The following is a 23620-nucleotide window of genomic DNA, read 5'->3' on the forward strand; positions in this document are numbered from 1 at the left end:
CGGGGCCCGGCGCCGCTCGCGCACGGGCCCGTCCCTGATCACACGTGTCCGCCCGTGCGAACGCTCGTGGATCTTGTCCTGCCGGTTCGAACCTTACGTCAATCCGACGCGGGCCGCTCTCCTGGAAGAGTGACAAGAATCCGGCACCCCCGCTCGGATTCGGCCACGCCTATCCGCCCGCCGTGCAGGTCCACCGCCCAGCGGGCGATCGCCAGCCCGAGACCGGTGCCGCCGTCGCTGCCCGGACCGTGCGGCCTGCTGACACTGCCGCGGTTGAACCGCTCGAAGACCCGGTGCCACTCCGAGCGCGGAATGCCGGGCCCCTCGTCGATGACCTCGAGCCGCAGCGAGTCCGGCTGCGGCCCGCGCCGTGCCCTGACCGTGACGCGGCCGTGCGGCGGACTGTGCTTGACCGCGTTGTCGATCAGGTTGGCGACGACCTGGTGGATGCGCTCGGGGTCGGCGAGCGCGGTCAGCTCCGGCGGGGAGACGTCCAGGTGCAGGTGGACGTCGGTGCGGGTGTGGCTGCCGGAGTTGGTGGCGATGCCGGCGCGCGCGGAGGCGACCATGTTGGCCTCCTTCAGCACGCCCGACAGGTACGGCCACACCTCGAAGCGGCGCTTCTTCAGCGGCACCACGCCGTTGTCCAGGCGGGACAGGTCCAGCAGCGTCTCCACCAGCCGCCCGAGCCGCTCGGTCTGCTTCAGCGCCGTGCGCATCGTCTCCGGGTCGGCCTCGGTGACGCCGTCCACGATGTTCTCCAGCACCGCCCGCAGGCCCGCGATGGGGGTGCGCAGCTCGTGCGAGACGTTCGCCACCAGCTCCTTGCGCTGCCGGTCCTGCGCCTCCAGCTCGTCCGCCATGCGGTTGATGGTCCGGGCCAGGTCGCCCAGCTCGTCGCGGCGGTTCTCGCGCACCCGGCGCGTGTAGTCGCCGTGCGAGATCGAGCCGGCCACCGCGTTCATCTCATCGAGCGGCGAGGTCAGCGAGTGCGCCACGAACTGCGTGATCAGCAAGGTGGCGATCATGGAGAACACCATGATGAACCGCAGCTCGGTCTTGGTGTGCACCGCGATCATCGACAGGCCCGTCGTGATCAGCACCGAGATGACGACCAGCGCGGCCAGCTTGGTCTTGATCGAGAACGGGCGCAGACCGCCCCAGGACCGTCCCCCATCCGGCCGCGCGGCCGGCGCGTCGCTCATGGCGTCGGGGTCTCCAGCGCGTAGCCGACGCCGTGCACCGTGCGGATCCGCTCGGCGCCGATCTTGCGCCGCAGCGCCTTGATGTGGCTGTCGACGGTCCGGGTGCCGGAGGCGTCCGCCCAGTCCCACACCTCCGCCAGCAGCTGCTCCCGGGAGAGCACCGCGCGCGGGGTGTTGGCCAGGCACACCAGCAGGTCGAACTCGGTGGGCGTCAGGTGGACGTCCTCGCTCTTGACCCGCACCCGGCGCTGCGCGTGGTCGATCTCCAGCTCACCCAGCCGCAGCACGCCCGAGCGCGGGGTGGCCGCGGCCAGCGCGGCCCGCTCCACCCGGCGCAGCAGCACGTGCACGCGCGCCGCCAGCTCCCGCATCGAGAACGGCTTCGTCATGTAGTCGTCGGCGCCGACGCCGAGCCCGACCAGCATGTCGGTCTCGTCGTCGCGCGCGGTGAGCATCAGCACCGGCACCGGCCGCTGCGCCTGCACCCGGCGGCAGACCTCCAGGCCGTCGAAGCCGGGCAGCATCACGTCGAGGATCAGCAGGTCGGGCTGCCATGCCTCGGCGGTGTCGACGGCGGCCGGCCCGTCACCCGCGGTCTGCACGAGGAAGCCCTCGGCGCGCAGGCGGGTGGCGATGGCGTCCACGATCGTCTGGTCGTCCTCGACCACGAGGATCCGGCGCTGTGCGCCCGGGGTCGTCGTCGCCGTGCTGTGGGAGGTGTGTGTCTGCTCCATCGCCCGCCCCTTGGTTTGCTCTCCGGAATCCGTGGGGTGATCCCTGGTCTGCGCAGACCCGCGGTCCGCGCGGGACTGCGATTGACGCTTGAATGATCTGCGCCGGGCAGCAGACTACGGGGAGTTGCCGCGCCTTTGCTATCCAGGGCGGACGCCGAGGTGGACGACGTCGGGAACGCCCCGGGCAACGGGGATCTCTTCGGTACGCACCTGCTGGAACCCGGCATTCCGCAAGCTTCCCTCGAATTCCGGGGACGGTTCGGCCGACCACACCGCGAGCACTCCGCCGGGCCTCAACACCCTTGCGCAGCTTGCCAGTCCGGCCGGTGTGTACAGTCCCCGGTTGTCGTCGGTGACCGTCCAGCCGGGGCCGTTGTCGATGTCGAGACACAGGGCATCCCACGTGACGGATGTCTCATTGACGTAGCTGATGAGGTCCGCTTCCACGAGGTGCGTGCGCGGATCGGCCAGCGCCCGCGCGGAGATCGCCGACAGCGGGCCGGCGCGGTGCCAGTCGACGACGGCCCGTTCGCGTTCGACAACCGTGATCCGGCCCCAGCGCGGCTGCGTCGCGGCGTGCGCCAGCGAGAACCCGACGCCGAGACCGCCGATCAGCAGGCGCGGTGCGGGGCGCTCGCCGAGGGCGGCGAGCGCGGCGTCCACCAGCCGCCGCTCCGACCGCCCGTCGGAGGTGTCCATCAGGAAGCACCCATTGGCGATGATCTCCAGCACGTCGCCGCGCCGCCGCAGCACCACCTCCCCCCAGGGGCCGTCGCGCCGGTCGAGCACGACGGGGTCGGCGCGGGTGTCGCGCAGCCGGCTGCGGCTCGTGTCGTGAGGAGCGCTCATCCGACCCATCCTGCGCCGGGGGCGGGGCGGGGGCGAGCGGTTTTCCGGGGTGGTGCGCCTTTCCGGGGTGGTGTGCCTTCCCGACCGGCCGGAGTGCCCTCCCTCCCTTGCCCGCTCACCGGTATGCGCCGTCTTGCCCTTCTCGTCCCTCCTGATCGCTCACGGCGAACAACAGCTGGGCGGCGCCTGGGGAACAATCGGAGACTCACGAGCATTGAGTCGGCATAGCTCAACTTGACTGCCGAAGGGGAGATCATGGCATCGACGTCCACACCGCTCACCCTGCCCGTGCTGCCGCTCGACGGTGAGGTCGTACTGCCCGGCATGGTGGTTCCCCTGGACCTGAGCGACTCCGAGGTGCGCGCGGCGGTCGAGGCCGCGCAGGCCGCCGCCAAGTCGGAACCCGGAAAGCCCAAGGTGCTGCTGGTGCCACGCATCGACGGCACGTACGCGGCCACGGGCGTCCTGGGCACGGTCGAGCAGGTGGGCCGGCTCGCCGACGGCGACCCGGGCGCGCTCATCCGCGGCCGGAGCCGCGTCAGGATCGGCGCCGGCACCACGGGGCCGGGTGCGGCGCTGTGGGTCGAGGGCACCACGGTCGAGGAGACCGTTCCGGATCCGCTGCCGGGCCACGTCACCGAACTGATGAAGGAATACAAGGCCCTCGCCACCAGCTGGCTGCGCAAGCGCGGCGCCTGGCAGGTGGTCGACCGGGTCGCCGCGATCGACGACGTCGCCGCGCTCGCGGACAACTCCGGCTACTCGCCGTTCCTGACGGTCGAGCAGAAGGTGGAACTGCTGGAGACGACCGACCCGGTGGCCCGCTTGAAGCTCGCCACCCAGCAACTCCGCGACCACCTCGCCGAGCAGGAGGTCGCCGAGACCATCGCCAAGGACGTCCAGGAGGGCGTCGACAAGCAGCAGCGCGAGTTCCTGCTGCGCCGCCAGCTCGAAGCCGTGCGCAAGGAGCTGCGCGAGCTCAACGGCGAGCCGGAGAAGGACGAGTCCGACGACTACCGGGCCCGCGTCGAGGCCGCCGACCTGCCGGAGAAGGTGCGCGAGGCGGCGCTGAAGGAGGTCGACAAGCTGGAGCGGACCTCCGACCAGTCGCCGGAGGGCTCCTGGATCCGCACCTGGCTCGACACCGTCCTCGACATGCCGTGGAACACCCGCACCGAGGACCAGTACGACATCCAGCGCGCCAAGGAGATCCTCGACGCCGAGCACTCCGGCCTGAAGGACGTCAAGGAGCGCATCACCGAGTACCTGGCGGTGCGCAAGCGGCGCGCCGAGCGCGGCCTCGGCGTCATCGGCGGCCGGCGCGGCGGCGCCGTCCTCGCCCTCGTCGGCCCGCCCGGCGTCGGCAAGACCTCCCTCGGCGAGAGCGTGGCCCACGCCATGGGGCGCAAGTTCGTCCGCGTGGCCCTCGGCGGCGTGCGCGACGAGGCGGAGATCCGCGGCCACCGGCGCACCTACGTAGGCGCCCTGCCCGGCCGGATCGTGCGCGCCATCAAGGAGGCCGGGTCGATGAACCCGGTGGTGCTCCTGGACGAGATCGACAAGGTGGGCTCGGACTTCCGCGGCGACCCGGCCGCGGCCCTGCTGGAGGTGCTGGACCCGGCGCAGAACCACACCTTCCGCGACCACTACCTGGAGGTCGAACTCGACCTGTCCGACGTGGTGTTCCTGGCCACGGCCAACGTCCTGGAGGCCATCCCCGAGGCCCTGGCCGACCGCATGGAGATCGTCCGCCTCGACGGCTACACCGAGGACGAGAAGATCGTCATCGCCCGCGACCACCTGATCCCGCGCCAGCTGGAGCGGGCCGGCCTGGACAAGGACGAGGTCGTGATCGACGAGGGCGCGCTGCGCAAGCTGGCCGGCGAGTACACCCGCGAGGCCGGCGTGCGCAACCTGGAGCGGTCCGTCGCCCGGCTGCTGCGCAAGGTCGCCGCCCAGCACGAACTGGGCGAGCGCGAGCTGCCGTTCGCCATCACCGCCGACCACCTGCGCGAGCTGATCGGCCGCCCGCACCACGTGCCCGAGTCCGCGCAGGACCCGGCCGAGCGCCGCACCTCGGTGCCGGGCGTGGCGACGGGCCTGGCGGTCACCGGGGCCGGCGGCGACGTCCTCTACGTCGAGGCGTCCCTGGCCGATCCGGAGACCGGCGCGGCGGGCCTGACCCTCACCGGCCAGCTCGGCGACGTGATGAAGGAGTCCGCGCAGATCGCCCTGAGCTTCCTGCGCAGCCACGGCGCCGAACTGGAGCTGCCGGTGGGCGACCTGAAGGACCGGGGCGTGCACATCCACTTCCCGGCGGGCGCGGTCCCCAAGGACGGCCCCAGCGCGGGCATCACGATGACGACCGCCCTGGCCTCCCTCCTGTCCGGCCGCCTGGTCCGCACCGACGTGGCCATGACCGGCGAGGTCTCCCTGACCGGCCGCGTCCTGCCCATCGGCGGCGTCAAGCAGAAGCTGCTCGCCGCCCACCGCGCGGGGATCACCACCGTCATCATCCCCAAGCGCAACGAGGCCGACCTGGACGACGTCCCCGCCGAGGTCCTGGACAAGCTCGACGTCCACCTCGTCACCGACGTCCGCCAGGTCCTGGAACTGGCCCTGACGCCCGCCGCCAGCGGCGCCGAGCCGGAGGTTCCGGTGGCGGCGATGGGGGTACCTCCCAGGCTTTGAGCACTGGGGGAGGACGCCGCGGGGAAGGGGAGGGGCCCGGGTTCCGTGAGGGAGGCCCGGGCCTCTTCGTACGTGCGCGTGCCGCGGGGACCGGTCAGCCGTTGGCCAGGGCCTGTACCCGGTCCAGTGCCCCGTTGCCGTGCTTGTTCGGGGGCGACCCCCGAGCCTCCGGCCGGGAGGGTGCGGGGTCAGCCGTTGGCCAGGGCCTGCACCCGGTCCAGTGCCCCGTTGCCGTGTTTGTTCGGGGGCGACCCCCGAGCCCCCGGCCGGGAGGGTGCGGGGTCAGCCGTTGGCCAGGGCCTGTACCCGGTCCAGTGCCCCGTTGCCGTGCTTGTTCGGGGGCGACCCCCGAGCCCCCGGCCGGGAGGGTGCGGGGTCAGCCGTTGGCCAGGGCCTGCACCCGGTCCAGTGCCCCGTTGCCGTGCTTGTTCGGGGGCGACCCCCGAGCCCCCGGCCGGGAGGGTGCGGGGTCAGCCGTTGGCCAGGGCCTGTACCCGGTCCAGTGCCCCGTTGAACTTGTCGTGGTCACCCACCGTCGGGCCGGACGAGGTGTACTGCCACATCGTGTGGAACGCCCAGCCCGCCGGCAGCGTCCCTGGGGCCGAGGCGTAGCGGGCGATCCACAGGGGGTTGGTGGATCCGAAGCCGGCGTAGTTGCCGGTGCACTGGGTCCACCAGGAGGTGGCGGTGTAGATGACGGCGTCGCGGCCGGTGCGGGCCCGGTAGGTGGCGAGGAAGTCGCTGATCCAACTGACCATGGCGGACTGGGTCTTGCCGTAGCAGGCCGCGCCGTAGGGGTTCCACTCGATGTCCAGGACGCCGGGCAGGGTCTTGCCGTCCCGGGACCATCCTCCGCCGTGGTCGACGAAGTAGTTGGCCTGGGTGGCGCCGCTGGTGGTGTCGGGCGTGGCGAAGTGGTAGGCGCCGCGGATCATGCCGATGGCGTAGGAGCCGTTGTACTGCTGGGCGAAGTAGGGGTTGGTGTAGTACGTCCCCTCGGTGGCCTTGGTGTAGGCCCACTTCACGCCGCTGTTCCAGAGGGTGGCCCAGTCGACGTTGCCCTGGTGGCCGGAGACGTCGACGCCCTCGGTCTGGGTGACGGCGGCGGGGGCGGGGGCGCCGGCGGCGCGGCCGTCGTGGGCCAGGACGCCGATGCCGAGATAGGCGGAGCCGCGCGGGGGAGCGGTGGCCGCGGCGGAGGGCAGGGCGGTGAGCAGGCAGAGCGCGGCGAGCAGGGCACCCGTGACGGTGAGGCGCCGTGGGGAGGGCAATCCGGGTCTGTGCGCGAGCATGACGTGCCTCCGAAGGCTCGGTGGTGCTCGGTGGGGATGGTGGAGATGGTGGAGATGGTGGAGATACAGAGAACGCCGGGCAGGCCCGTGCCAGGGACGGACGGTGCGGGGGAGGGCGGGACGTCGCCGGCCCGCCGGGGGAGCGCGGTGTTCGTCCTGGCGTGGGCATGCCAGTAATTGCCTGGGCAAGAAGCTACGCACGTAGAACGGAGCCTGGGAAGGGGGTCCGGAGGCTGCCGTTGGTCCAGTCCTGCGAAATACTGACGGAGCTGCGGCGATGGCCGTGCGTGGCGGAAAATTTCACCACCCGGAAAACCGACACAGGGGCTGACGTGCACGAAGACGGAAGAAGCGGCGGGCGCCGAGGTGAGCCCGGCGCGTCGTCGAGTGGGGTGGACCAGGAGTTCCTGTCCCTGGAGCGGGAGTTGACGGTGTTCCTGCGCCGGGCCCGGGCCAACCAGGCCGAGATGGCGCGGGAGGTCCATCCCGACCTGGAGTCCTCCGCGTACGGCCTGCTGGTCCGCCTCGGCGAGTGCGGCCGCCAGCGCGCCACCGACCTCGCCGCCTACATCGGCGTCGGCAAGGCCACCATGTCCCGCCAGCTGCGCGCCCTGGAGGAGCTCGGCCTGGTCGCCCGCGAGCCCGACCCCGCCGACGGCCGCGCCTGGCTGGTCCACCTCACCGAGGAGGGCCGGCGCCGCCTCGGCCGCGTCCGCGAGGCCCGCCGCGCCACCTACGTCCGCCGCCTCGCGCACTGGGACCGGCGCGAGGTCGCGGAACTGGCGCGGCTGCTGCACCGGCTGAACACGGGGATGGAGAGGTAACCCCCGAAAGGTTTCGGCCACCGGTCATCCCCGGGGCGCTGGGCCACCCAGGCCGCCGAACCACCCCCGGACCCGGGCCACCGCCACCCCCGCCCCGGGCCGCTCCCGCCGCCGGGCCTTCCCCCAGCCCCCCGCCCGCCCCGGTCGCGCGGCGGACAGAGCTACAGCTCCACGTACACCACCGTCGCGTCGTCGTGCGTCTTGCTGCGCCGCAGGTATCTCCGCTCCTCGGCGTCGGCCCGCTCCAGGGCCCGCACCCGCTCCACGAGGGCCGCCGCGCCCTCCTTGCGCAGCAGGGAGAGGCAGCCGGCCCAGTCGCCCTCGCCGAACCTCTCCACCCAGCGGGCGGCGCCGTCGGTGAGGGCGGCGAGGGTGCGCACGCGCGCGCGGGGCAGCGTGCCGGTGACGGCGCGGGCGGCCACCGCGGGGTCGGCGGCGGCCGTGAAGAAGCCGCCCTCCTTGTTGCGCAGGGTGGCGTCGACGACGTCGTCGGTGGTCAGCAGGGCGCGCGGGATGCGGGCGAGGCGGTCGTCGAGGACGGGGGTGACCGCGCCGTCGGACGACTCGACGAGGAGGGCCGAGTCGGACAGCACGAGGTACTCCACGCGCTCGGCGTTCCACCGGGCGAGGACCACCGTCGCCTGCGGTGTGCGCGGGTGAGAAAGGTCACAGGTGTCCGCGTGGGCCTCGGCGGTGCGGGCGACGGCCCGGGCCAGCGCCTCGGCGAGGGGGACATCCCGGAGTGAAACGGTCAGTTCGGTCAGCGCGCCGCCGAGTCGCGCCGTGAACCACGGGACGGAATGCAGGCATCCCGTCGCGCCCCGCGGCGGCGTCACGCCGTCCAGGACGACGAGGGAACCGCCCAGTCCCGAGGCGGGTAGCGCGATGCTTGCGAAGTCCTCGTTGGGGTAGGACGGATCTCCGGGCTCGGAAACGACCTCAGTGCGCATTCGGCCAGTCTGCACGAGGCCTTCACAGTGTTCACGAACGGCTGGCAAACAGTGCGGAGTTGTCGCAGGCGCGCAGGTCGGTGCCGGGTTTGGGGGAGAATGCTGCGCTCCGGGGGAGCGTGGTGGCGAATACTGCCAAAGGCTGCCGCCGACGTCCAACCGGCCCGCCGTCGGCGGCCGCGGCACGCGCCGGAGGAACTTGCCCCTCAACTCCCCTCCGATGTTCACTCCTTCGGGTGGCGGCTCGGGTGATACGGGACCACTGCCCACCGGCACTGGGAGGGTCGGAACCCGAAGGGCGTGCCCCCTGCCCGAACGCGGTCGAGTACGCCGGGCGAGGGCGCGGCGGCAGTTGACAGAATGTCACCCGGGACCTTGGTACAGCGGTACGGCGAGTACAGGAATGCGAGCACCGGTGCAGAAGACGCGGCCTCGGCGCACAGGCAAGCAGGCGGCCTCCCCGGCGGGTGCGGAGCGCACGTCGGACACCTCCACCCCCACGACACCCGACGTCGGCAAGGGCCGTCCCACGCATGTGCGCAACCGGCTGATCGCCGCCGTGGCCGTGGTGGCCGCCGCCATCGCCGGGGCCGGCGCGCCCTCCGTGCTGGCGGCCTCCCGGCAGCTCGGTGACTCCCAGGACCTGGTCACGCTCGCCGAGCGGACCGGGGACGCCCTGGCGCTGGCCCACTCCCTCGCCGACGAGCGCGACGAGGTCACCGCCTACATCGCCGCCGGCCGCCCCAAGTCGAAGGCGCCCGACGAGCAGCAGAGCACCCGCGTCGACCGGCAGGTCGAGGAGCTGCGCGGCGACCCGGACATCCCCGCCTGGCTGCGCAGCGACCTCGACGGCGTCGGCGCCGTGCGGCGGGCCGCGCTGACCGGCCGGAGCAGCGCGCTCCAGGCCCACCAGGCGTACTCGGCGGCCATCACCGACCTGCACCGGCTCGCCGAGGAACTGGCCGAGAAGATGCCCGCGCGGGCCGGCGCCGGGGCCCACGCCCTGGCCGAGCTCGACACCGCCGTCCAGCAGGCCGCCGCCGCCCGCGGGCTGCTGCTGGCGGCGCTGAGCGTGCCGCACGCCGCGCAGTCCGCCGTCGACCCCGTCACCGGCCTGCCCACCGCCTCGGCCTCCTCCGGCGCCGGCGCCAAGCAGCGCGACGCGCTCAGCGCCGCCGCCCAGCAGGCCCGGCTGCGCTCCGACGCGGCCCTCGCCGACTTCCGCGACACCGCGCCCGCCGCGGCGAAGGCGTCGTACGACTCCACGGTCACCGGGCCGGAGGTGGAGGCGGCCGACAAGTACCTCGCCGCCCTCACCGACCAGCCCACGCTGTCCGCCGGCGACCTGAACACCAGCACCGGGAAGGTCGGCGACGCCCTGTCGGCCCGCGTCGACGCGATGCGCGGCGTGGAGGCCGCCCTCTACGACCGCCGCGCCAAGGACCTCGCCAAGCTCCGCGACGACGACGTCACCGCACTGGAGATCCGCGTCGCCGTGCTCGGCGCGCTGCTGCTGGTCGCCGTCGGCGTCACCACCGCCCTGGCCCGCAGCCTGACCCGCCCGCTGTCGGTGCTGCGCCGCGGCTCGGCGCGGCTGGCCGGCGCGGAGGACCTCACGGCGCAGGAGCCGGTGCGGTTCACCGGCCGCAACGACGAGTTCGCGCAGGTCGTGCGGAACGTCAACGCCCTGCACGCCCAGGCCGTCGCGCTCGCCGAACGCGTCGCCACCCTGGAGGCCGACCGCAAGCACCTGGTCGGGCAGCGGCAGAAGATGGCCGACGCCCGCGAGGAGCTGCGCGCCGAACTCGACCGGGCCGGCGAGCGGCTGGAGACGATGCGGCGCAGCATCGGCGGCACCTTCGTCAACCTCGCCCTGCGCACGCTCGGCCTGGTGGAGCGCCAGCTCACCGTCATCGAGGGCATGGAGGAGCGCGAACAGGACCCGGAGCGGCTCTCCACCCTGTTCAAGCTCGACCACTTCGCCACGGTCATGCGCCGGCACAGCGAGAACCTCCTGGTGCTGGCCGGCTCCGAGCACGTGCAGCAGCACGCCGGACCGGTCCCGCTCGTGGACGTGGTACGCGCCGCGGTCAGCGAGATCGAGCGCTACGAACGCGTCCGCATCACCGCGCTGCCGCCGCACACGCACGTCGCCGGGTTCGCCGCGGACGACCTGAGCCACCTGCTGGCCGAACTCATGGAGAACGCCACCGCCTTCTCCCCGCCGGAGCAGCCCGTCGAGGTCTCCGGGTGGCTGCTGGAGAACGGCGAGGTGATGCTCTCCGTGCAGGACGAGGGCATCGGCATGACCGCCGAGCGGATGAGTCGCCTCAACGCCCGCCTGGCCGACTTCGACCCCGAGGCGCCCTACGACCACGGCGGCGACGACGGCCTCGGCCTCGGCCTGTACGTGGTCGCGCGCCTCGCCCACCGGCACGGCCTGCGGGTGCAGCTGCGCGAGCAGAAGCAGGGCGGGATCGCCGCGGTCGTCGTGCTGCCCAAGGCCCTGCTCGCGGCCCCGCCTGCCGCGGCCCCGGCCGCCGCCCCGGCCTCCGACGGCACCCACGGCTTCTCCCTGCCCGGCGCCGACGCCGAGGCCAACTCCAACGTCCTGCGCGGCCGTACGGCCGGCGGCGACCCGCTGGTCGCCGCGGCGGAGCGGGCCGTGCAGCGGGCGGAGAAGGACGCGGCAGCGAAGACCGAGGCCGCGGAAGCCGGCCCCGCGCCCGCCGCGGAAGCCGCGTCCCGGGCGGCGGACCGGCCGGAGCGCACCGCGCCGTCCGCGCCCGTACCCGCACCGGCCCCCGCCCCAAAGGCCGCCCCTCGCTCCGGTGGTGCCGCCGAGCACCCCGCCGAGACCACGATGGAGCTGCTGCTGCCCCAGCCCCCGGCCGAACCCGCCGAGTCCGCGGCCCCGGCCGCCGGGCCCGGCACCGAGCCGGAGGCCGCCACAGCCGGGGCGCCCGCCCCCGAGTCCCGGTCCGGCCACGCCGCCGCTCCCGCCGGCCGCACCGCATCCGGCACCGGCACGTCCTCCCCGTACTCCATAGGCCCCGACAGCCACGAGCGGGCTCCGGACGAGGGCGGTGACACCGGGGAGACCGAGGAGACCGAGGAGACCGAGGAACAGGTCACCGCGAAGGGTCTGCCCAAGCGGACCCCGAAGATCGCCGCGCCCGCGGCGGCGCCGCGTCCGCGCACCGGGTCCGTCGACGCGGAGGCGCTGCGCCGACGCCTCGGCGGCTTCCGCCGGGGGGCGGAGGCCGGCTACCGGCGCGTCGAGGCGGAGATCGCCGAGCGGACCGGCCAGAACGCCAGGCCCGCGACCGGGCCGGCACATGCCGAAGAAACAACGGGGGGCACAGTCGAGGAGGCAAGCAGTTGACCGCGCCCAGTACCTTCGGACTGAGCAGTGAAGCCCGCAACCTGCACTGGCTGCTGAACAACCTCGTCGAGGAGGTGCCCGGCATCCTCTCGGTCGCGGTGGTCTCCTCCGACGGTCTGCTGCTGCTCTCCTCCGATCCCGGCCGCAACGCCGAGGCTCAGGAGGCCAGGGGCGTCAGGCGCGCCGGCCCGCGGGGTTCCTCCGCGGATCTCGCCACCATCGTCTCCGGCATCGGCAGCCTCACCGTCGGCGCCGCGAAGCTGATGGACTTCGGCAAGGTCAAGCACACGATGGTGGCGATGGATGAGGGCAGCCTGTTCGTGATGTCCATCAGCGACGGGTCGCTGCTCGGCGTGCACGGCTCCGCGGACTGCGACATGAGCGTGGTGGCGTACCACATGGCGCTCTTCGTGGGCCGCGCCGGGCACGTGCTGACCCCCGAGCTCCGCAGTGAGCTGCGCAGGTCCCTGGAGCAGCAGGCCCCGGCAGGGAGCGAACGATGAGTACCGGACCCAAGAGCCAGCTCCCGGTGCGCGGCGGCGACCGCAAACCGGCACGTGTCAGGCCGTATTCCCTCACGGGCGGCCGTACCCGCTTCGGTCATGTCCTGCTGGTCGAGACCTTCGTGGCCGCACTGGAGGCCCCGAAGGAGCGCAGGGAACTGACGAACGGTACGCTCACCACCCGCGTGATGCCGGAGATGCAGGCCATCGTCGAACTGTGCCGCCGCATGCGCACGGTGGCCGAGATCGCCGCGTTGCTGAAGATGCCGCTGGGTGTGGTCCGCGTGCTCCTCAGCGACCTCGCGGACCAGGGAAAGATCCGTGTGTACGGAACCGGGACCGGCCACGGCACTGGCCGGCCGGACCGCGCGCTGCTGGAAAGGGTGCTGAGTGGACTCCGCCGTCTCTGACGCCGCACGCGTCGCCCCACTCGTCGAGCCCGACGAGGAGCTCAAACCCTGGCAGACCGACCGCACCCGCGCCCCGATCGCGACGAAGATCGTGGTGGCGGGCGGCTTCGGTGTCGGCAAGACCACGCTGGTCGGCGCCGTCTCGGAGATCACTCCGCTGGAGACCGAGGCGCTGATGACCGAGGCCAGCGAGGAGCACGACGACCTCTCGGCCACGCCCGGGAAGCTCACCACCACCGTGGCCATGGACTTCGGCCGCATCACGCTCGACGACGACCTGGTGCTGTACCTGTTCGGTACGCCGGGCCAGCAGCGGTTCTGGTTCATGTGGGACGACCTGGTGCGCGGCGCGATCGGCGCCGTCGTCATGGCCGACACGCGCCGGCTGAAGGACTGCTTCCCGGCACTGGACTACTTCGAAAGCTGCGGGCTGCCGTACGTCGTCGCGGTCAACCACTTCGACGGCAGCGAGCTGTACGACCCCGAGGACGTACGCGAGGCCCTCACGATTCCCGCGCACATACCTGTCATGATCATGGACGCGCGGCGCAGGGTTTCGGTCATCGAGGTCCTGCTGGCCCTGGTGGGTCACGCGCTCGACGAGACGCCCGAATAGGGCGCCCTCGCCGGCGGGCCGACAGCAGCCGTCGTCGTCGTCCAGTAGTCGTAGGAGACACCACCCGTATGCGGAAGATACTCGTCGTCGGAGCCGGCCAGTCCGGCCTCCAGATCGCCCTCGGCCTCCAGCAGCACGGCTACGAGGTCACCCTGATGTCCAACCGGACGGCGGACGAGATCCGCTCCGGCCGGGTCATGTCCACGCAGTGCATGTTCCACACGGCGCTGCAGCACGAGCGGGACCTGGGCCTGAACTTCTGGGAGTCGCAGGCACCGAAGATCGAGGGGCTCGGCGTGTCCGTCGCCGCCCCCGGCTCCCACGACCCGGGCCCCACGCAGCGCGCCATCGACTGGGTGGGCAGGCTCGACAGGTTCGCGCAGTCGGTCGACCAGCGGGTGAAGATGGCCGGTTGGATGGAGACGTTCGCGCAGCGCGGCGGCCAGCTCGTCATCCACGGCGCCGCCGTCTCCGACCTCGACTACTTCTCCCGCGCCTACGACCTGGTACTGGTCTCGGCGGGCAAGGGCGAGCTGGTGCAGATGTTCGCCCGCGACCCGGAGCGCTCCCCCTACAGCGAGCCGCAGCGCGCCCTGGCGGTGTCCTACGTCCACGGGCTAGGCCCGCGTCCGGAGCACCCGGACATGGAGGCCGTGCGCTGCAACCTGGTGCCGGGCGTCGGCGAGCTGTTCGTCATGCCGTGCCTGACCACCTCCGGCCGCGCCGACATCCTCTTCTGGGAGGGCATCCCCGGCGGTCCGCTGGACGTCTTCAACGGCGTCAAGGACCCCGCCGAGCACCTCTCCCTCACCCTGGAGCTGATGAAGAAGTTCACGCCCTGGGAGTACGAGCGCGCCACCAAGGTCGAGCTGACCGACGCCGGCGGCACCCTGTCCGGGCGGTACGCCCCCACCGTGCGCAAGCCGATCGGCCGGCTGCCCGGCGGCGGCGCGGTCCTCGGCGTCGCCGACGTCGTCGTCGCCAACGACCCGATCACCGGGCAGGGCTCCAACTCGGCGTCCAAGTGCGCCGCGGTCTACCTGAAGTCGATCCTGGAGCACGGCGACAAGCCGTTCGACGAGGCGTGGATGCAGGCCACGTTCGACCGCTACTGGGACATCGCCCAGCACGTCACCAAGTGGACCAACGCCATGCTGGCCCCGCCGCCCGAGCACGTCCTCAACCTCATCGGCGCCGCCGGGCAGCTCCAGCCGGTCGCCGACCGCATCGCCAACGGCTTCAACAACCCGGTCGACTTCGAGGACTTCTTCTTCGAGCCGGAGAAGGCGGAGGCGTACCTGGCTCAGGTCGCGGGCGCGGTCCCCGGCCCGGCGGGGGCGTAACCCCCGCCGGCACCGGACGGCGGCTTCGGCGCGGCGCAGGAGCGCGGGGGCGCGCCGTCCGGGGCGGGGCGGCCAAAGGGGCCGGGCCGCCCGGCGCTTTCCCGGCAGGCCCCGTCGGGCTGCTCCACGGCGTACCGCACGGCGCTTGCGTCCTGCGGCGCCGCCGCCCGCGCGGTGCCGAGGGCGCCGGCGGCGACGAGCCGCCGCGCCTCGGCGACGCCGTCGCGCTCCAGTGCGGCGAGCGCGGCGAGCTGCTCGCCGTCGAGGGAGGACAGCAGCTCCTCGACGTCGCCGAGCCGGTCGCGCACGGTGTCGAGTTCTCGCTTCCTGCGCTCGGCGAGGGCGAGTTGCTCGTCGAGCGCCCTGCGGGCCTGCCGGGCCAGCTCGTCGGCCCGCCGCGCGCCGCCGGTGACGCGCCCCACCGCCTCGGCCCGCTCCCGCGCCACCTGCCCGACCACGTGGTCCTCCTCCAGGGCGTGCTGCGGGTCGCGGGCGAGCAGCAGCCGCAGGGAGGACGGAAGGCCGGTGCTGCTCTGGTACTGCTGCCGGGCCAGCCGCCCGGCCGCGCCCCGGCTGTCGTGCAGGGCGAGCCGGGCGCGGGCGAGCGCGCCGTCCAGCCGCGCCACCTCGGCGCGCTGCCACCGCAGCCGCTCCTCGGTGACGCGGTAGGCGTCGCCGGCCTGCTCGGCCTGCCGGTACAGCCGCTGAAGGTCCGTCAGCAGTCCGGCGACCGACGGCCCGGACCCGGGCGCCGCCGCCGCGGGCAGCGGCACGAGCACGGCCTGGGCCGCCACCGCGGCCGTGGACACCAGACGCAGCACCCTTCCTGACACGTCATCACCTCCGCAGCGCGGGCGGCCTCTCCGCCCGCACCGCGAGGATCACCACGCCGCGCCGCGTTCCGCGCGCCGAGCGTGCGCGAAACGGCGCAACGGTGTCACACGTCCGTGTCGCCCGGCTTGCCGCCCGGGCTCCGGCGGGTCCCCTTCCCGGCTCCCCGCCGCGACCAGGGCCACACCGGCCCGCCGCCTGCCCGGCCCTCGGGGTCGTGGACGTACTTCCAGCCCCGCGGCAGCCCCAGCCGGGTGCCGTGCCCCCGCGGCGCCAGGCGGTAGACCAGGACGGTGGGCGGCCCGCCGGCGGGATCGGGGACGGGAACGCGGTAGGTCCTGGGGGGCCGGCCGGTCAGGCCCAGCAGGACGGGCAGGACGCGGCCGTCCAGGGGGCCGCCCTCGAAGGGGATGTCTTCGCTCTTCACGGCACCAGTGTCGGCCGTCGGCGGCGCGTCAGCCCTGCTCGGCGACGCGGCGCACGATCGCCTCGGTCTGCGCGTCCCGGCGCGCGGTGACCGTCAGCACGGCCACGAACTGCTCCACCAGCCAGTCCCGCAGCTCCTCGGCCGGCGGCTGCTTGCCCTCGTCCAGCCAGATCAGCGAGGCCGCCTCCACGGCGGTGATCCACATGCGGACCGTCATCCGCAGCCGGGGCCCGGGCCGGTCGACCCCCAGGTGGCTGAGGATGTGCTCGGCGGCGGCGCGCCGCACCCCGTCGACGATCGCCGAGGTCCGGGAGGTCTCCACCACGCTGCCGCCCTGCAGCAGCGCGCTGAACCCGGCGTCGTGCTCGTCGACGAACGCCAGGTAGCGGTCCAGCGCGCGGGCCAGCCGCGGCAGCAGCGGCCCCTCGCGCGGCTCGTCGAAGCAGTGCCGCAGGTCGTCCGCCGCCGACCTGAGCGCCGCCTCGTAGAGCTGCTGCTTGCCGCCGGGGAAGTACCGGTACACCAGCGGCCGCGACACCCCGGCCGCCTCCGCCACGTCGTCCAGCGAGACGTCCTCGGGCGCACGGTGCGCGAACAGCGACAGCGCCGCCCGCAGGAGCTGGCTGCGGCGCTCCTCGACGGTGAGCCGGCGGTAGGCGCGGGTGGGGGCCTGCGGGGTCATGGCCGCAGCGTAACCGGTGCGGGCGGACGGGTCCCGGGCGTGTGGGCCGCCGGCCCGCGCGCCCGGGTGGCGGTCTTCTTCTACGCCGGCAGCCCCGGCTCCTACGCCGGCAGCCCCGGCTCCTACGCCGGCAGCCCCGGCTCCTACGCCAGCAGCCCCGACGACTTCCACAGCCGCCGTCCGACCCCGCGCAGCACCCCGATGTCGTCGAGGAAGTCGGTCAGCCGCTTGGCGCCCTGCTGCATCACCTCGCGGCGGTGCGGGCTGGCCTTGACCTGGGCCACGGCCTCGCGCTTGTCGAGGCCGACGTTGGTGTACACCTCGGGGTTGACGAAGGCGACGGAGAAGACGCGGGCGAACTCGCCGGAGGAGATGCGGGTGAACTCCTGCGACCACTTCGGCGCGGTCACCATCTGGCGCCGCAGCTCCTCGCGGGCGTACCGGACATGGCGGGCCTCCTCGATGACGTGGATCCGGGTGACGCCCCGGACCAGCGGCTGGACGCGCTCGTCGGGGAAGGTGAGCCGCTGCATCCAGTCCAGCACCTCCTCCCCGAGCAGGGTCGCGGCGAAGGAGCCGGGCGTGGTGGAGACGGTCTTGAACAGCCGGCCGAGGTGCTGGTGGAGGCGGCTGACGGGGTACCAGGGCGCGTCACCGCGGGCGATGAGCCGGGCGAACATCTTGGAGTGCCGGCACTCGTCCTCGATCTCGGTGAGGGCGTAGCGGACGTGCGCGCTGGTGGCGGCCTTGTCGTAGATGTGCCGCACCATCAGCTGCATCAGGATGATCTCGAACCAGATGCCGAGGGAGGCGAGGGCGGTGGCCTCGTGCTGGGAGAGCAGGATGCGCTGCTCCTCGCTCATCCGCTTCCACAGCGGCGTGTCGTACAGCGACACCAGCTCCGGCGGCCAGAACCACTTGCCCTCCTCGTAGGGCGCGTCCCAGTCCAGCTCCTTGTCCGGGTCGAAGGAGTGCCTGGCGGACGACTCGAGGAGCCGTTCGGCCACCTGCTCCCGGTCCTTGAGCAGGCCCAGTGCGTCGCGCAGTCCGGCGATCGCGTCGGCTTCCGTCAGGGTCGTCATGGCTGCTCCGTCTCGTTGCCCGGGGTCACCTTCACGCCTCTTATGAGACTGCCTGTCAGCAAGCTCGTCAATCCCTCGCGCAGGACTTGTTGACTCGGCGTCTACCACGTGTGAGCCTGCGAACATGCCGACCTTCGAGCTGTACGCCAACGACCCCGGTGACCCCCTGTGGCAGGTGCCCGCCTCCGGCGCGGCCCGCTTCAGCTGGGAGTACGACGACGGCCGCGACCGCCTCCTCGCCCTCTACCAGAAGGGCAAGGACAAGCAGTGGGACGGGCAGAAGCGCATCGACTGGGACCTGGAGGTCGACCCCTACGACCCGCTGGGCACCCCGGACGAGGCGCTGTCCCTCTACGGCACGAAGCACTGGGCCAAGCTCACCGACAAGGACAAGGGGGAGCTGCGCCGGCACTACGCCTCCTGGCAGTTCAGCCAGTTCCTGCACGGCGAGCAGGGCGCGATGATCTGCGCCGCGCGGATCGTGGAGTCGGTGCCCGACCTGGACGCCAAGTTCTACTCCGCGACCCAGACCATGGACGAGGCCCGGCACGCCGAGATCTACGGCCGGTTCCTGCACGAGAAGATCGGCATGGTCTACCCGATCAACGACAACCTCCAGGCGCTCCTCGGCGACACCCTGCGCGACTCCCGCTGGGACATGCCCTACCTGGGCATGCAGGTGCTCATCGAGGGCCTGGCCCTGGCCGCGTTCGGCATGATCCGCGACACCACCGACAAGCCGCTGCCCCAGCAGATCCTCGCCTACGTCATGCAGGACGAGGCCCGGCACGTCGCCTTCGGGCGGATGGCCCTGCGCGACTACTACCAGCAGCTCACCGACGCCGAGCTGCGCGAGCGCGAGGAGTTCGTCATCGAGGGCTGCCATCTGATGCGCGACCGGCTGCGCGGCGTGGAGGTCCTGGAGAACTTCGGCATCCCCAAGGCCGAGGCCGAGGTCTACAGCGAGCAGTCCGAGTTCCTCGCCCTCTTCCGCAAGCTGCTCTTCAGCCGCATCGTGCCGTGCGTGAAGGACATCGGCCTGTGGGGCAAGCGCCTGCAGCAGGCCTACGTCGACATGGGCGTCCTGGAGCTGGGCGACTCCAACCTCGACCTGCTCATGACCCAGGACGAGGAGATCGCCGAGAAGCTGGACGCGGAGCGGTTCGCGGCGGAGGAGCGGGAGCGGGTGGCGGAGGTGACGGAGGCGATCGAGGCGGGGAGGCGGGAGTGACGGGACGGCACCGCCCGCCCCGCCGCCTCCACAGCGCCGCCGCTGGACCGAGCAGCCCAGCCCTTCCGGCACCTCGGCCGTCACCGGTGCCGACGCCCCGGGCGGGAACGTCGTCCGCAGGGTGAACGCGTGCGGTGTCGGGCCGTGGGCACGCAGGTGCAGCAGGCGTTCCTCCGCCTCCGCGACCGTCGGCCGGTGTCCCGCCGGCACCCACCACAGGGCCGTCACCGCCTCCTTCAGCTTCTCGAACCTCCCCCACTGCCTTGAAGGCGTGGGGGACCCCCACCCTGCGCCGGGCCATCATCTCCCGGTGCCGCCCCCGGTACATGAACGCGGTCAGGGCGTCGACGTCCCGCCACACCGTCAAGTTGACGATCAGTCAGTCGTCGCCGAGCACGGGCACGTCGGTGGCGTTGCCACAGTCGCCCTGCAGGCGCCAGACGAAGCCGTCGGCGGCGTCGGCGTCGGCGTCGACCGGGTCGAGACCATCGACGAAGTCCTTCAACTGCGGTGATTCCAAAGGGGCTTTGAGGCGGGCGATGTTGACCTGGGCGAGTTCGTGCGCGGCCGGTGTCGGCATGGCCGGGACGACAGGTCGGCGGCCCGGGTGCCGGACAGCCCCGTCTCATCCACCGGGCACCGGCGGCCCGTTCAGCGCCGCCCGCCGGGATGCAGCACCGCCTCCATCACCGCCCGGGCGATCGGCGCCGCGACCCCGCCGCCGCTGATGTCCCCGCGCCGCGCGGTCGCGTCCTCGACCACCACCGCGACGGCGACCTTCGCCTGCAGGTCCTCCTCGCGCTGCGCCCAGGAGACGAACCAGGCGTACGGCACACCGGTGTTGCCCACCCCGTGCTGCGCGGTGCCGGTCTTGCCGCCGACCGTGGTGTGCGGGATCACCGCCGTCCGCCCAGTGCCCCTGCGCACCGCGTCGGCCATCAGCTCCCGCAGCCGCTCGGCGGTCGCCGGCCGCATCACCTGCCGGCCCGGACGGGCGCCGCCCGTGGCCACGACGGTGCCGTTGCCGCGCACCGTGCGCTCCACCAGGTACGGCGGCCTGAGCAGCCCGTGGTCGGCGACGGCCGCCGCCACCATCGCCATCTGCAGCGGCGTGGCCCGGGTGTTGTACTGCCCGATGGACGACAGCGCGAGCTGCGCCCGGTCCACGTGCGTGTCGAAGCTGCTCGGCGCCACCGCGAACGGGATGCGCAGATCCGGGTCGTTGAAACCGAACGCGGCCGCCGTGGCGCCCATCCGGTCCGCGCCGACGTCCACACCGAGCTTGGCGAACACCGTGTTGCAGGACCACGCGAAGGCGTACCGCAGCGAGGCGCCGCCGCAGCCGGACGCCTCGTTCGTCAGCGACGTCGTGGTGCCCGGCAGGCGGTAGGGGGACGGGGTCCGCGTCCGCGCGTCCACGTCGGTCACCACGCGCGCCTCCAGCGCGGCCGCCGCCGTCACCACCTTGAAGGTGGAGCCCGGCGGATAGGTCTGCCGCACCGCCCGGTTGAGCATCGGCCGGGCCTCGTCGGCGTTCAGCCGCGCCCACGCCCGCCGCGCCGACGGCCCGTTGCCGGACAGCTCGCCCGGGTCGTACGACGGCGACGACACCAGCGCCAGGATGCGCCCGGTGGCCGGCTCGATCGCGGCGACCGCGCCCCGCCGGCCGCCCAGACCGTCGTAGGCCGCCCGCTGCGCCGCCGCGTCCAGGGTGGTGACCACGTCGCCGGCCGGGTTGCCCGCGCCCGCGCCCGCGGCCCGGCCCGGCAGCGGGAGCGACGCGAGCAGCGGGTCGGTGCCCGACAGCACGCCGTCGGCGGCGTGCTCCAGGAGCGTCGTGCCGTACTGCTGCGAGGAGAAGCCGGTGACGGGCGCGTACAACGGGCCGTCGGTGTAGGTGCGTTCGTAGCGCAGCGGCTCGTGGGTGTCCCGGGAGCCGGTGACCGCCCGGCCGCCGACCACGATGTCGCCGCGCGGCTGCGCGTACCGGGCGATGGCGTCCCTGCGGTTGGCGGGACTGCGGTCCAGGGAACCGGCCTGCACCACCTGCACCCGGAAGGCGTTGACCAGCAACGCCGCCAGCAGCACCGCGCACAGCGCACCGGCGTGCCGGATGCAGCGGGTCATCGGGCCGGGCGGCCCATTGGGGACCGGCGTACGGCGCGCGCGGTCGCTCAGCCGGATCAGCAGCGCCACGATCGCCCAGTTGGTCACCACCGAGGAGCCGCCCTGCGCCAGGAACGGCATGGCCATGCCGGTCAGCGGGATCAGGCCGGTCACCCCGCCCGCGATCACGAACACCTGCAGCGCCACGATCGAGGCGAGCCCCACCGCCAGCAGCCGCCCGAACGTGTCGCGCAGCGCCAGCCCCGCCCGGTAGCCGCGCTCCACCAGCAGCGCGTACAGCACGTACACCGCCGCCAGCCCGGCCAGGCCCAGCTCCTCGCCCGCGGTGGCCAGGACGAAGTCCGACTTGGCGGCGAAGCCGATGAGGATCGAGTGGCCGAGTCCGAGGCCGGTGCCGAGCACCCCGCCGGCGGCGAACGCGAACAGCGACTGCGCGATCTGGTGGGGGCCCAGGCCCGCCCGGATGGACGCGAACGGGTGCAGCCAGTCCTCCACCCGCACGTGCACATGCGGCTCCAGCCGGGCCACGGCCACCGCGCCCAGCACCGCCAGCACCAGCCCCAGCGCGATCCAGCCGGTCAGGCCCGTGGCGACGTACAGCATCACCACGAACAGGCCGAAGAACAGCAGCGAGGTGCCCAGGTCCCGCTCCAGCACCAGCACGCCCACGCTCAGCAGCCAGATCGCCAGCAGCGGCCCGATCACCCGGCCGGCGGGCAACTGCAGCCGCCACAGGCGGCGTCCGGCGTACGCCAGCGCGCTGCGGTGGGCGGCCAGGTACGCGGCGAAGAACACCGCCAGCAGCACCTTGGCGAACTCGCCCGGCTGGAGGGAGAACCCGGCCAGGCGGATCCAGATGCGGGCGCCGTTCACCGCCGGGAACAGGATCGGCAGCGTCAGCAGCGCCAGCGCGGCCACTACGCACACGTACGCGTAGCGCTGCAGCACCCGGTGGTCGCGCAGCAGCAGCACGACGGCCGTGAACAGCAGCACGCCCAGCGCCGACCACACCAGTTGGGCGGGCGCCGCCGTGTCGTGCGGCGTCTCCAGGTCCAGGCGGTGGATCAGGACCAGGCCGAGCCCGTTGAGCAGCACACCGATCGGCAGCAGCAGCGGATCGGCGTACGGCGCGCGCAGCCGTACGGCGACGTGCGCCAGCAGCGCGAGCGCGCCGAGCCCGGCGCCGTAGCCGACGGCGCCGGGCGGGACGGTGCCGTGCCTGGCCAGGCCCACGGCGCAGTAGCCGCACACCGACAGCAGCACGGCCACCACGAGCAGGGCCAGTTCGACGCCGCGGCGCCGGAGCGGGCGGCGGACGGCGGGCGTGGGCGCGTCCGCCGCCGCCACGATGGTTCCGGCCTTGGTCATGCCCGGAACCTACCCAAAACAGGCGGGTTGTCTGGCGCACCACCGGGGTGTCCGGCGGTGGCGCCCGTCGGCATCGGCGCGGCGCGGGCCCGTTGCCGTCGCCGCGGCGCCCCGCGCCTCGCGTCCGCGCCCGCGTGCCGTCCGTGAGGAGGCGGCGCGGGGGATCGCCCCGGACGTTCTCCTCGCCGGTCGCGCCGGTCGCGCCGGTCCCGCCGGAGATCGGCGCGGCCCCCTCCCCGCGCGCCACCCGGGCGGTCTGGCTGTCCCGGGCGGCCCGGCTGTCCCGGGTGGCCCGGCTGTCCCGGGTGGCCCGGCTGTCCCGGGCGGTCCGGCTGTCCCGGGCGGTCCGGCTGTCCCGGGCGGTCCCGCCGCGCAGGCGCAGGGCGATACCTCCCCCACCTCCCAACGGGGCCGGGCCGACCGATCGCCACCTTAGGGGCGGTGACTCCCGCCCGCCCGCCGCACTGCGCCATCGGGACCGGTGCTGTGCTCCGGTGGGGGAGGGGAGGCTACTCGGCCAGTTCCTCCAGCAGCCGTGCCGTCGCCGGCCCGGCCCGCAGATAGGCGACGAACAGCTCGTTGTGCAGGGCCCACGGCGAGCGCCGGGCCCGGATCAGCCGGATCGCCTCCTCGGCCGGATGCCCGCGCCGCACGAGCGTGTGCGCGACGACCAGCCCCGACCGGTTGTACCCGTGGTAGCAGCGGACGAGCACCCGGCGCCCCGCGTCCAGCGCCTCGCCCGCCGCCTGCGCCAGCCGCATCACGCCCGCCAGTTGCGTGCCGTCCAGCGGCCCGTCCGGGATCGGCCACACCTGGTGCTCCACGCCCGGATCGGGCCCGTGCCCCGGCAGCCGCAGCAGGGTCTGCACCAGGTCGAACTCGTCCCGTACAACGGCCGGCTCCACCTGCCCCGAGCTCCCGCGGAACTCGTGCCCGCCCATCCACAGGCCGGGCACGATCTCATTCCACGGGCTCTTCGGAGCCGGTACGCCGGGCTGCTTCCTGCCGGTCCGCAACGGCGCCTCCCTGGGCTGCCCCTCCCCACCGCTGTCAAAGGTAGCCGGGTTCTT

The 23620-nt window shown here is 73.4% G+C and carries 18 protein-coding genes and 3 pseudogenes; 8 read left to right on the top strand and 13 right to left on the bottom strand.

The genetic code is table 11. From position 1 onward, the window contains the following. Window positions 1–98: 98 nt before the first annotated feature. The 3 genes from IE225_RS05950 to IE225_RS05960 all read right to left on the bottom strand — a co-directional run bounded on the left by IE225_RS05950 (window position 99) and on the right by IE225_RS05960 (window position 2788). The gene (locus tag IE225_RS05950) at window positions 99–1205 is read right to left on the bottom strand and encodes a sensor histidine kinase (protein ID WP_190056267.1); all 1107 of its coding nucleotides are present in this window, start codon (window positions 1203–1205) and stop codon (window positions 99–101) included. Further along, complete coding sequence (locus IE225_RS05955) at window positions 1202–1939, bottom strand: response regulator transcription factor (protein ID WP_190056268.1); 738 nt, start codon at window positions 1937–1939, stop codon at window positions 1202–1204. Before IE225_RS05955 ends, IE225_RS05950 begins: the two co-directional genes overlap by 4 nt. A gap of 138 nt (window positions 1940–2077) precedes the next feature. Beyond that, window positions 2078–2788 (bottom strand): spermidine synthase family protein, encoded by a 711-nt coding sequence (locus IE225_RS05960; protein WP_190056269.1) that lies wholly within the window; start codon window positions 2786–2788, stop codon window positions 2078–2080. A gap of 255 nt (window positions 2789–3043) precedes the next feature. Here IE225_RS05960 and lon point away from each other — a divergent pair, with 255 nt between their 5' ends. Next, window positions 3044–5479 carry an endopeptidase La gene (gene lon, locus IE225_RS05965; protein ID WP_190056270.1) on the top strand — a complete coding sequence of 812 codons (2436 nt, stop codon included), beginning with the start codon at window positions 3044–3046 and terminating at the stop codon, window positions 5477–5479. A gap of 470 nt (window positions 5480–5949) precedes the next feature. Here lon and IE225_RS05970 read toward each other — a convergent pair whose 3' ends face one another. Continuing rightward, window positions 5950–6771, bottom strand: coding sequence for a lysozyme (locus tag IE225_RS05970; protein WP_190056271.1), 822 nt, complete (start codon window positions 6769–6771; stop codon window positions 5950–5952). A 332-nt stretch (window positions 6772–7103) separates the two neighbouring features. Between IE225_RS05970 and IE225_RS05975 the strand changes: the two genes are divergently transcribed. Next, window positions 7104–7595, top strand: a complete 492-nt coding sequence (locus IE225_RS05975; protein WP_190056272.1) for a MarR family winged helix-turn-helix transcriptional regulator — start codon at window positions 7104–7106, stop codon at window positions 7593–7595. 161 nt (window positions 7596–7756) lie between these two features. Here IE225_RS05975 and IE225_RS05980 read toward each other — a convergent pair whose 3' ends face one another. Continuing rightward, window positions 7757–8545 (bottom strand): protein phosphatase 2C domain-containing protein, encoded by a 789-nt coding sequence (locus tag IE225_RS05980; RefSeq protein WP_190056273.1) that lies wholly within the window; start codon window positions 8543–8545, stop codon window positions 7757–7759. 415 nt (window positions 8546–8960) lie between these two features. On the opposite strand from IE225_RS05980, the gene IE225_RS05985 reads away from it, so the two are divergent. The 5 genes from IE225_RS05985 to IE225_RS06005 all read left to right on the top strand — a co-directional run bounded on the left by IE225_RS05985 (window position 8961) and on the right by IE225_RS06005 (window position 14802). After that, the gene (locus tag IE225_RS05985; protein WP_229879276.1) at window positions 8961–11930 is read left to right on the top strand and encodes a sensor histidine kinase; all 2970 of its coding nucleotides are present in this window, start codon (window positions 8961–8963) and stop codon (window positions 11928–11930) included. Beyond that, complete coding sequence (locus IE225_RS05990; RefSeq protein WP_190056275.1) at window positions 11927–12433, top strand: roadblock/LC7 domain-containing protein; 507 nt, start codon at window positions 11927–11929, stop codon at window positions 12431–12433. Before IE225_RS05985 ends, IE225_RS05990 begins: the two co-directional genes overlap by 4 nt. After that, a complete protein-coding gene (locus IE225_RS05995) occupies window positions 12430–12843 on the top strand; it encodes a DUF742 domain-containing protein (RefSeq protein ID WP_190056276.1) in 414 nt (137 codons plus the stop codon). The genes IE225_RS05990 and IE225_RS05995 overlap by 4 nt, the downstream gene beginning before the upstream one ends. Beyond that, window positions 12824–13459, top strand: a complete 636-nt coding sequence (locus tag IE225_RS06000; protein ID WP_190056277.1) for a GTP-binding protein — start codon at window positions 12824–12826, stop codon at window positions 13457–13459. Before IE225_RS05995 ends, IE225_RS06000 begins: the two co-directional genes overlap by 20 nt. A 68-nt stretch (window positions 13460–13527) precedes the next feature. Beyond that, entirely contained in the window at window positions 13528–14802 is a 1275-nt protein-coding gene (locus IE225_RS06005) for a styrene monooxygenase/indole monooxygenase family protein (RefSeq protein ID WP_190056278.1), read from the top strand. A gap of 59 nt (window positions 14803–14861) precedes the next feature. Here the strand turns inward: IE225_RS06005 and IE225_RS06010 are convergent. From IE225_RS06010 to IE225_RS06025, 4 genes and pseudogenes are all read right to left on the bottom strand, one after another. Beyond that, window positions 14862–15635 (bottom strand): annotated as a pseudogene (locus tag IE225_RS06010) (coiled-coil domain-containing protein); the annotation flags it as partial. Between the two features lie 104 nt (window positions 15636–15739). Further along, complete coding sequence (locus tag IE225_RS06015) at window positions 15740–16060, bottom strand: DUF8847 domain-containing protein (protein ID WP_190056280.1); 321 nt, start codon at window positions 16058–16060, stop codon at window positions 15740–15742. A gap of 28 nt (window positions 16061–16088) precedes the next feature. Next, window positions 16089–16742 carry a TetR/AcrR family transcriptional regulator gene (locus tag IE225_RS06020; RefSeq protein ID WP_190056281.1) on the bottom strand — a complete coding sequence of 218 codons (654 nt, stop codon included), beginning with the start codon at window positions 16740–16742 and terminating at the stop codon, window positions 16089–16091. A gap of 143 nt (window positions 16743–16885) precedes the next feature. Further along, window positions 16886–17824 (bottom strand): AurF N-oxygenase family protein, encoded by a 939-nt coding sequence (locus IE225_RS06025; RefSeq protein ID WP_190056282.1) that lies wholly within the window; start codon window positions 17822–17824, stop codon window positions 16886–16888. A 124-nt stretch (window positions 17825–17948) separates the two neighbouring features. On the opposite strand from IE225_RS06025, the gene IE225_RS06030 reads away from it, so the two are divergent. Next, entirely contained in the window at window positions 17949–19055 is a 1107-nt protein-coding gene (locus tag IE225_RS06030; RefSeq protein ID WP_190056283.1) for a ferritin-like domain-containing protein, read from the top strand. A 45-nt stretch (window positions 19056–19100) separates the two neighbouring features. Here the strand turns inward: IE225_RS06030 and IE225_RS06035 are convergent. From IE225_RS06035 to IE225_RS06050, 4 genes and pseudogenes are all read right to left on the bottom strand, one after another. Beyond that, window positions 19101–19635, bottom strand: a pseudogene (locus IE225_RS06035) (DUF3291 domain-containing protein); the annotation flags it as partial. Window positions 19636–19706: 71 nt separating this feature from the next. Continuing rightward, entirely contained in the window at window positions 19707–21182 is a 1476-nt protein-coding gene (locus tag IE225_RS06040; protein WP_190056469.1) for a penicillin-binding transpeptidase domain-containing protein, read from the bottom strand. A gap of 30 nt (window positions 21183–21212) precedes the next feature. After that, window positions 21213–22550: pseudogene (locus IE225_RS06045) on the bottom strand (FtsW/RodA/SpoVE family cell cycle protein); the annotation flags it as partial. A 509-nt stretch (window positions 22551–23059) separates the two neighbouring features. Then, on the bottom strand, window positions 23060–23566 hold the full coding sequence (locus tag IE225_RS06050) for a protein-tyrosine phosphatase family protein (RefSeq protein WP_190056284.1): 507 nt from the start codon (window positions 23564–23566) through the stop codon (window positions 23060–23062). Between the last annotated feature and the right edge of the window lie 54 nt (window positions 23567–23620).

Origin of the sequence: Streptomyces echinoruber, assembly GCF_014651135.1 — a bacterium.
In the GTDB taxonomy this organism is placed as follows: Bacteria; Actinomycetota; Actinomycetes; order Streptomycetales; family Streptomycetaceae; genus Streptomyces; species Streptomyces echinoruber.

Bases quoted from the DNA above. Each gene is read 5' to 3' on its own strand.
- lon (WP_190056270.1), top strand. From the start codon at position 3,044: ATGGCATCGACGTCCACACCGCTCACCCTGCCCGTGCTGCCGCTCGAC.
- IE225_RS06005 (WP_190056278.1), top strand. From the start codon at position 13,528: ATGCGGAAGATACTCGTCGTCGGAGCCGGCCAGTCCGGCCTCCAGATC.
- IE225_RS05955 (WP_190056268.1), bottom strand. From the start codon at position 1,939: ATGGAGCAGACACACACCTCCCACAGCACGGCGACGACGACCCCGGGC.
- IE225_RS06030 (WP_190056283.1), top strand. From the start codon at position 17,949: ATGCCGACCTTCGAGCTGTACGCCAACGACCCCGGTGACCCCCTGTGG.
- IE225_RS05995 (WP_190056276.1), top strand. From the start codon at position 12,430: ATGAGTACCGGACCCAAGAGCCAGCTCCCGGTGCGCGGCGGCGACCGC.
- IE225_RS06040 (WP_190056469.1), bottom strand. From the start codon at position 21,182: ATGACCCGCTGCATCCGGCACGCCGGTGCGCTGTGCGCGGTGCTGCTG.
- IE225_RS05960 (WP_190056269.1), bottom strand. From the start codon at position 2,788: ATGAGCGCTCCTCACGACACGAGCCGCAGCCGGCTGCGCGACACCCGC.
- IE225_RS05970 (WP_190056271.1), bottom strand. From the start codon at position 6,771: ATGCTCGCGCACAGACCCGGATTGCCCTCCCCACGGCGCCTCACCGTC.
- IE225_RS05980 (WP_190056273.1), bottom strand. From the start codon at position 8,545: ATGCGCACTGAGGTCGTTTCCGAGCCCGGAGATCCGTCCTACCCCAAC.
- IE225_RS06020 (WP_190056281.1), bottom strand. From the start codon at position 16,742: ATGACCCCGCAGGCCCCCACCCGCGCCTACCGCCGGCTCACCGTCGAG.
- IE225_RS06025 (WP_190056282.1), bottom strand. From the start codon at position 17,824: ATGACGACCCTGACGGAAGCCGACGCGATCGCCGGACTGCGCGACGCA.
- IE225_RS05950 (WP_190056267.1), bottom strand. From the start codon at position 1,205: ATGAGCGACGCGCCGGCCGCGCGGCCGGATGGGGGACGGTCCTGGGGC.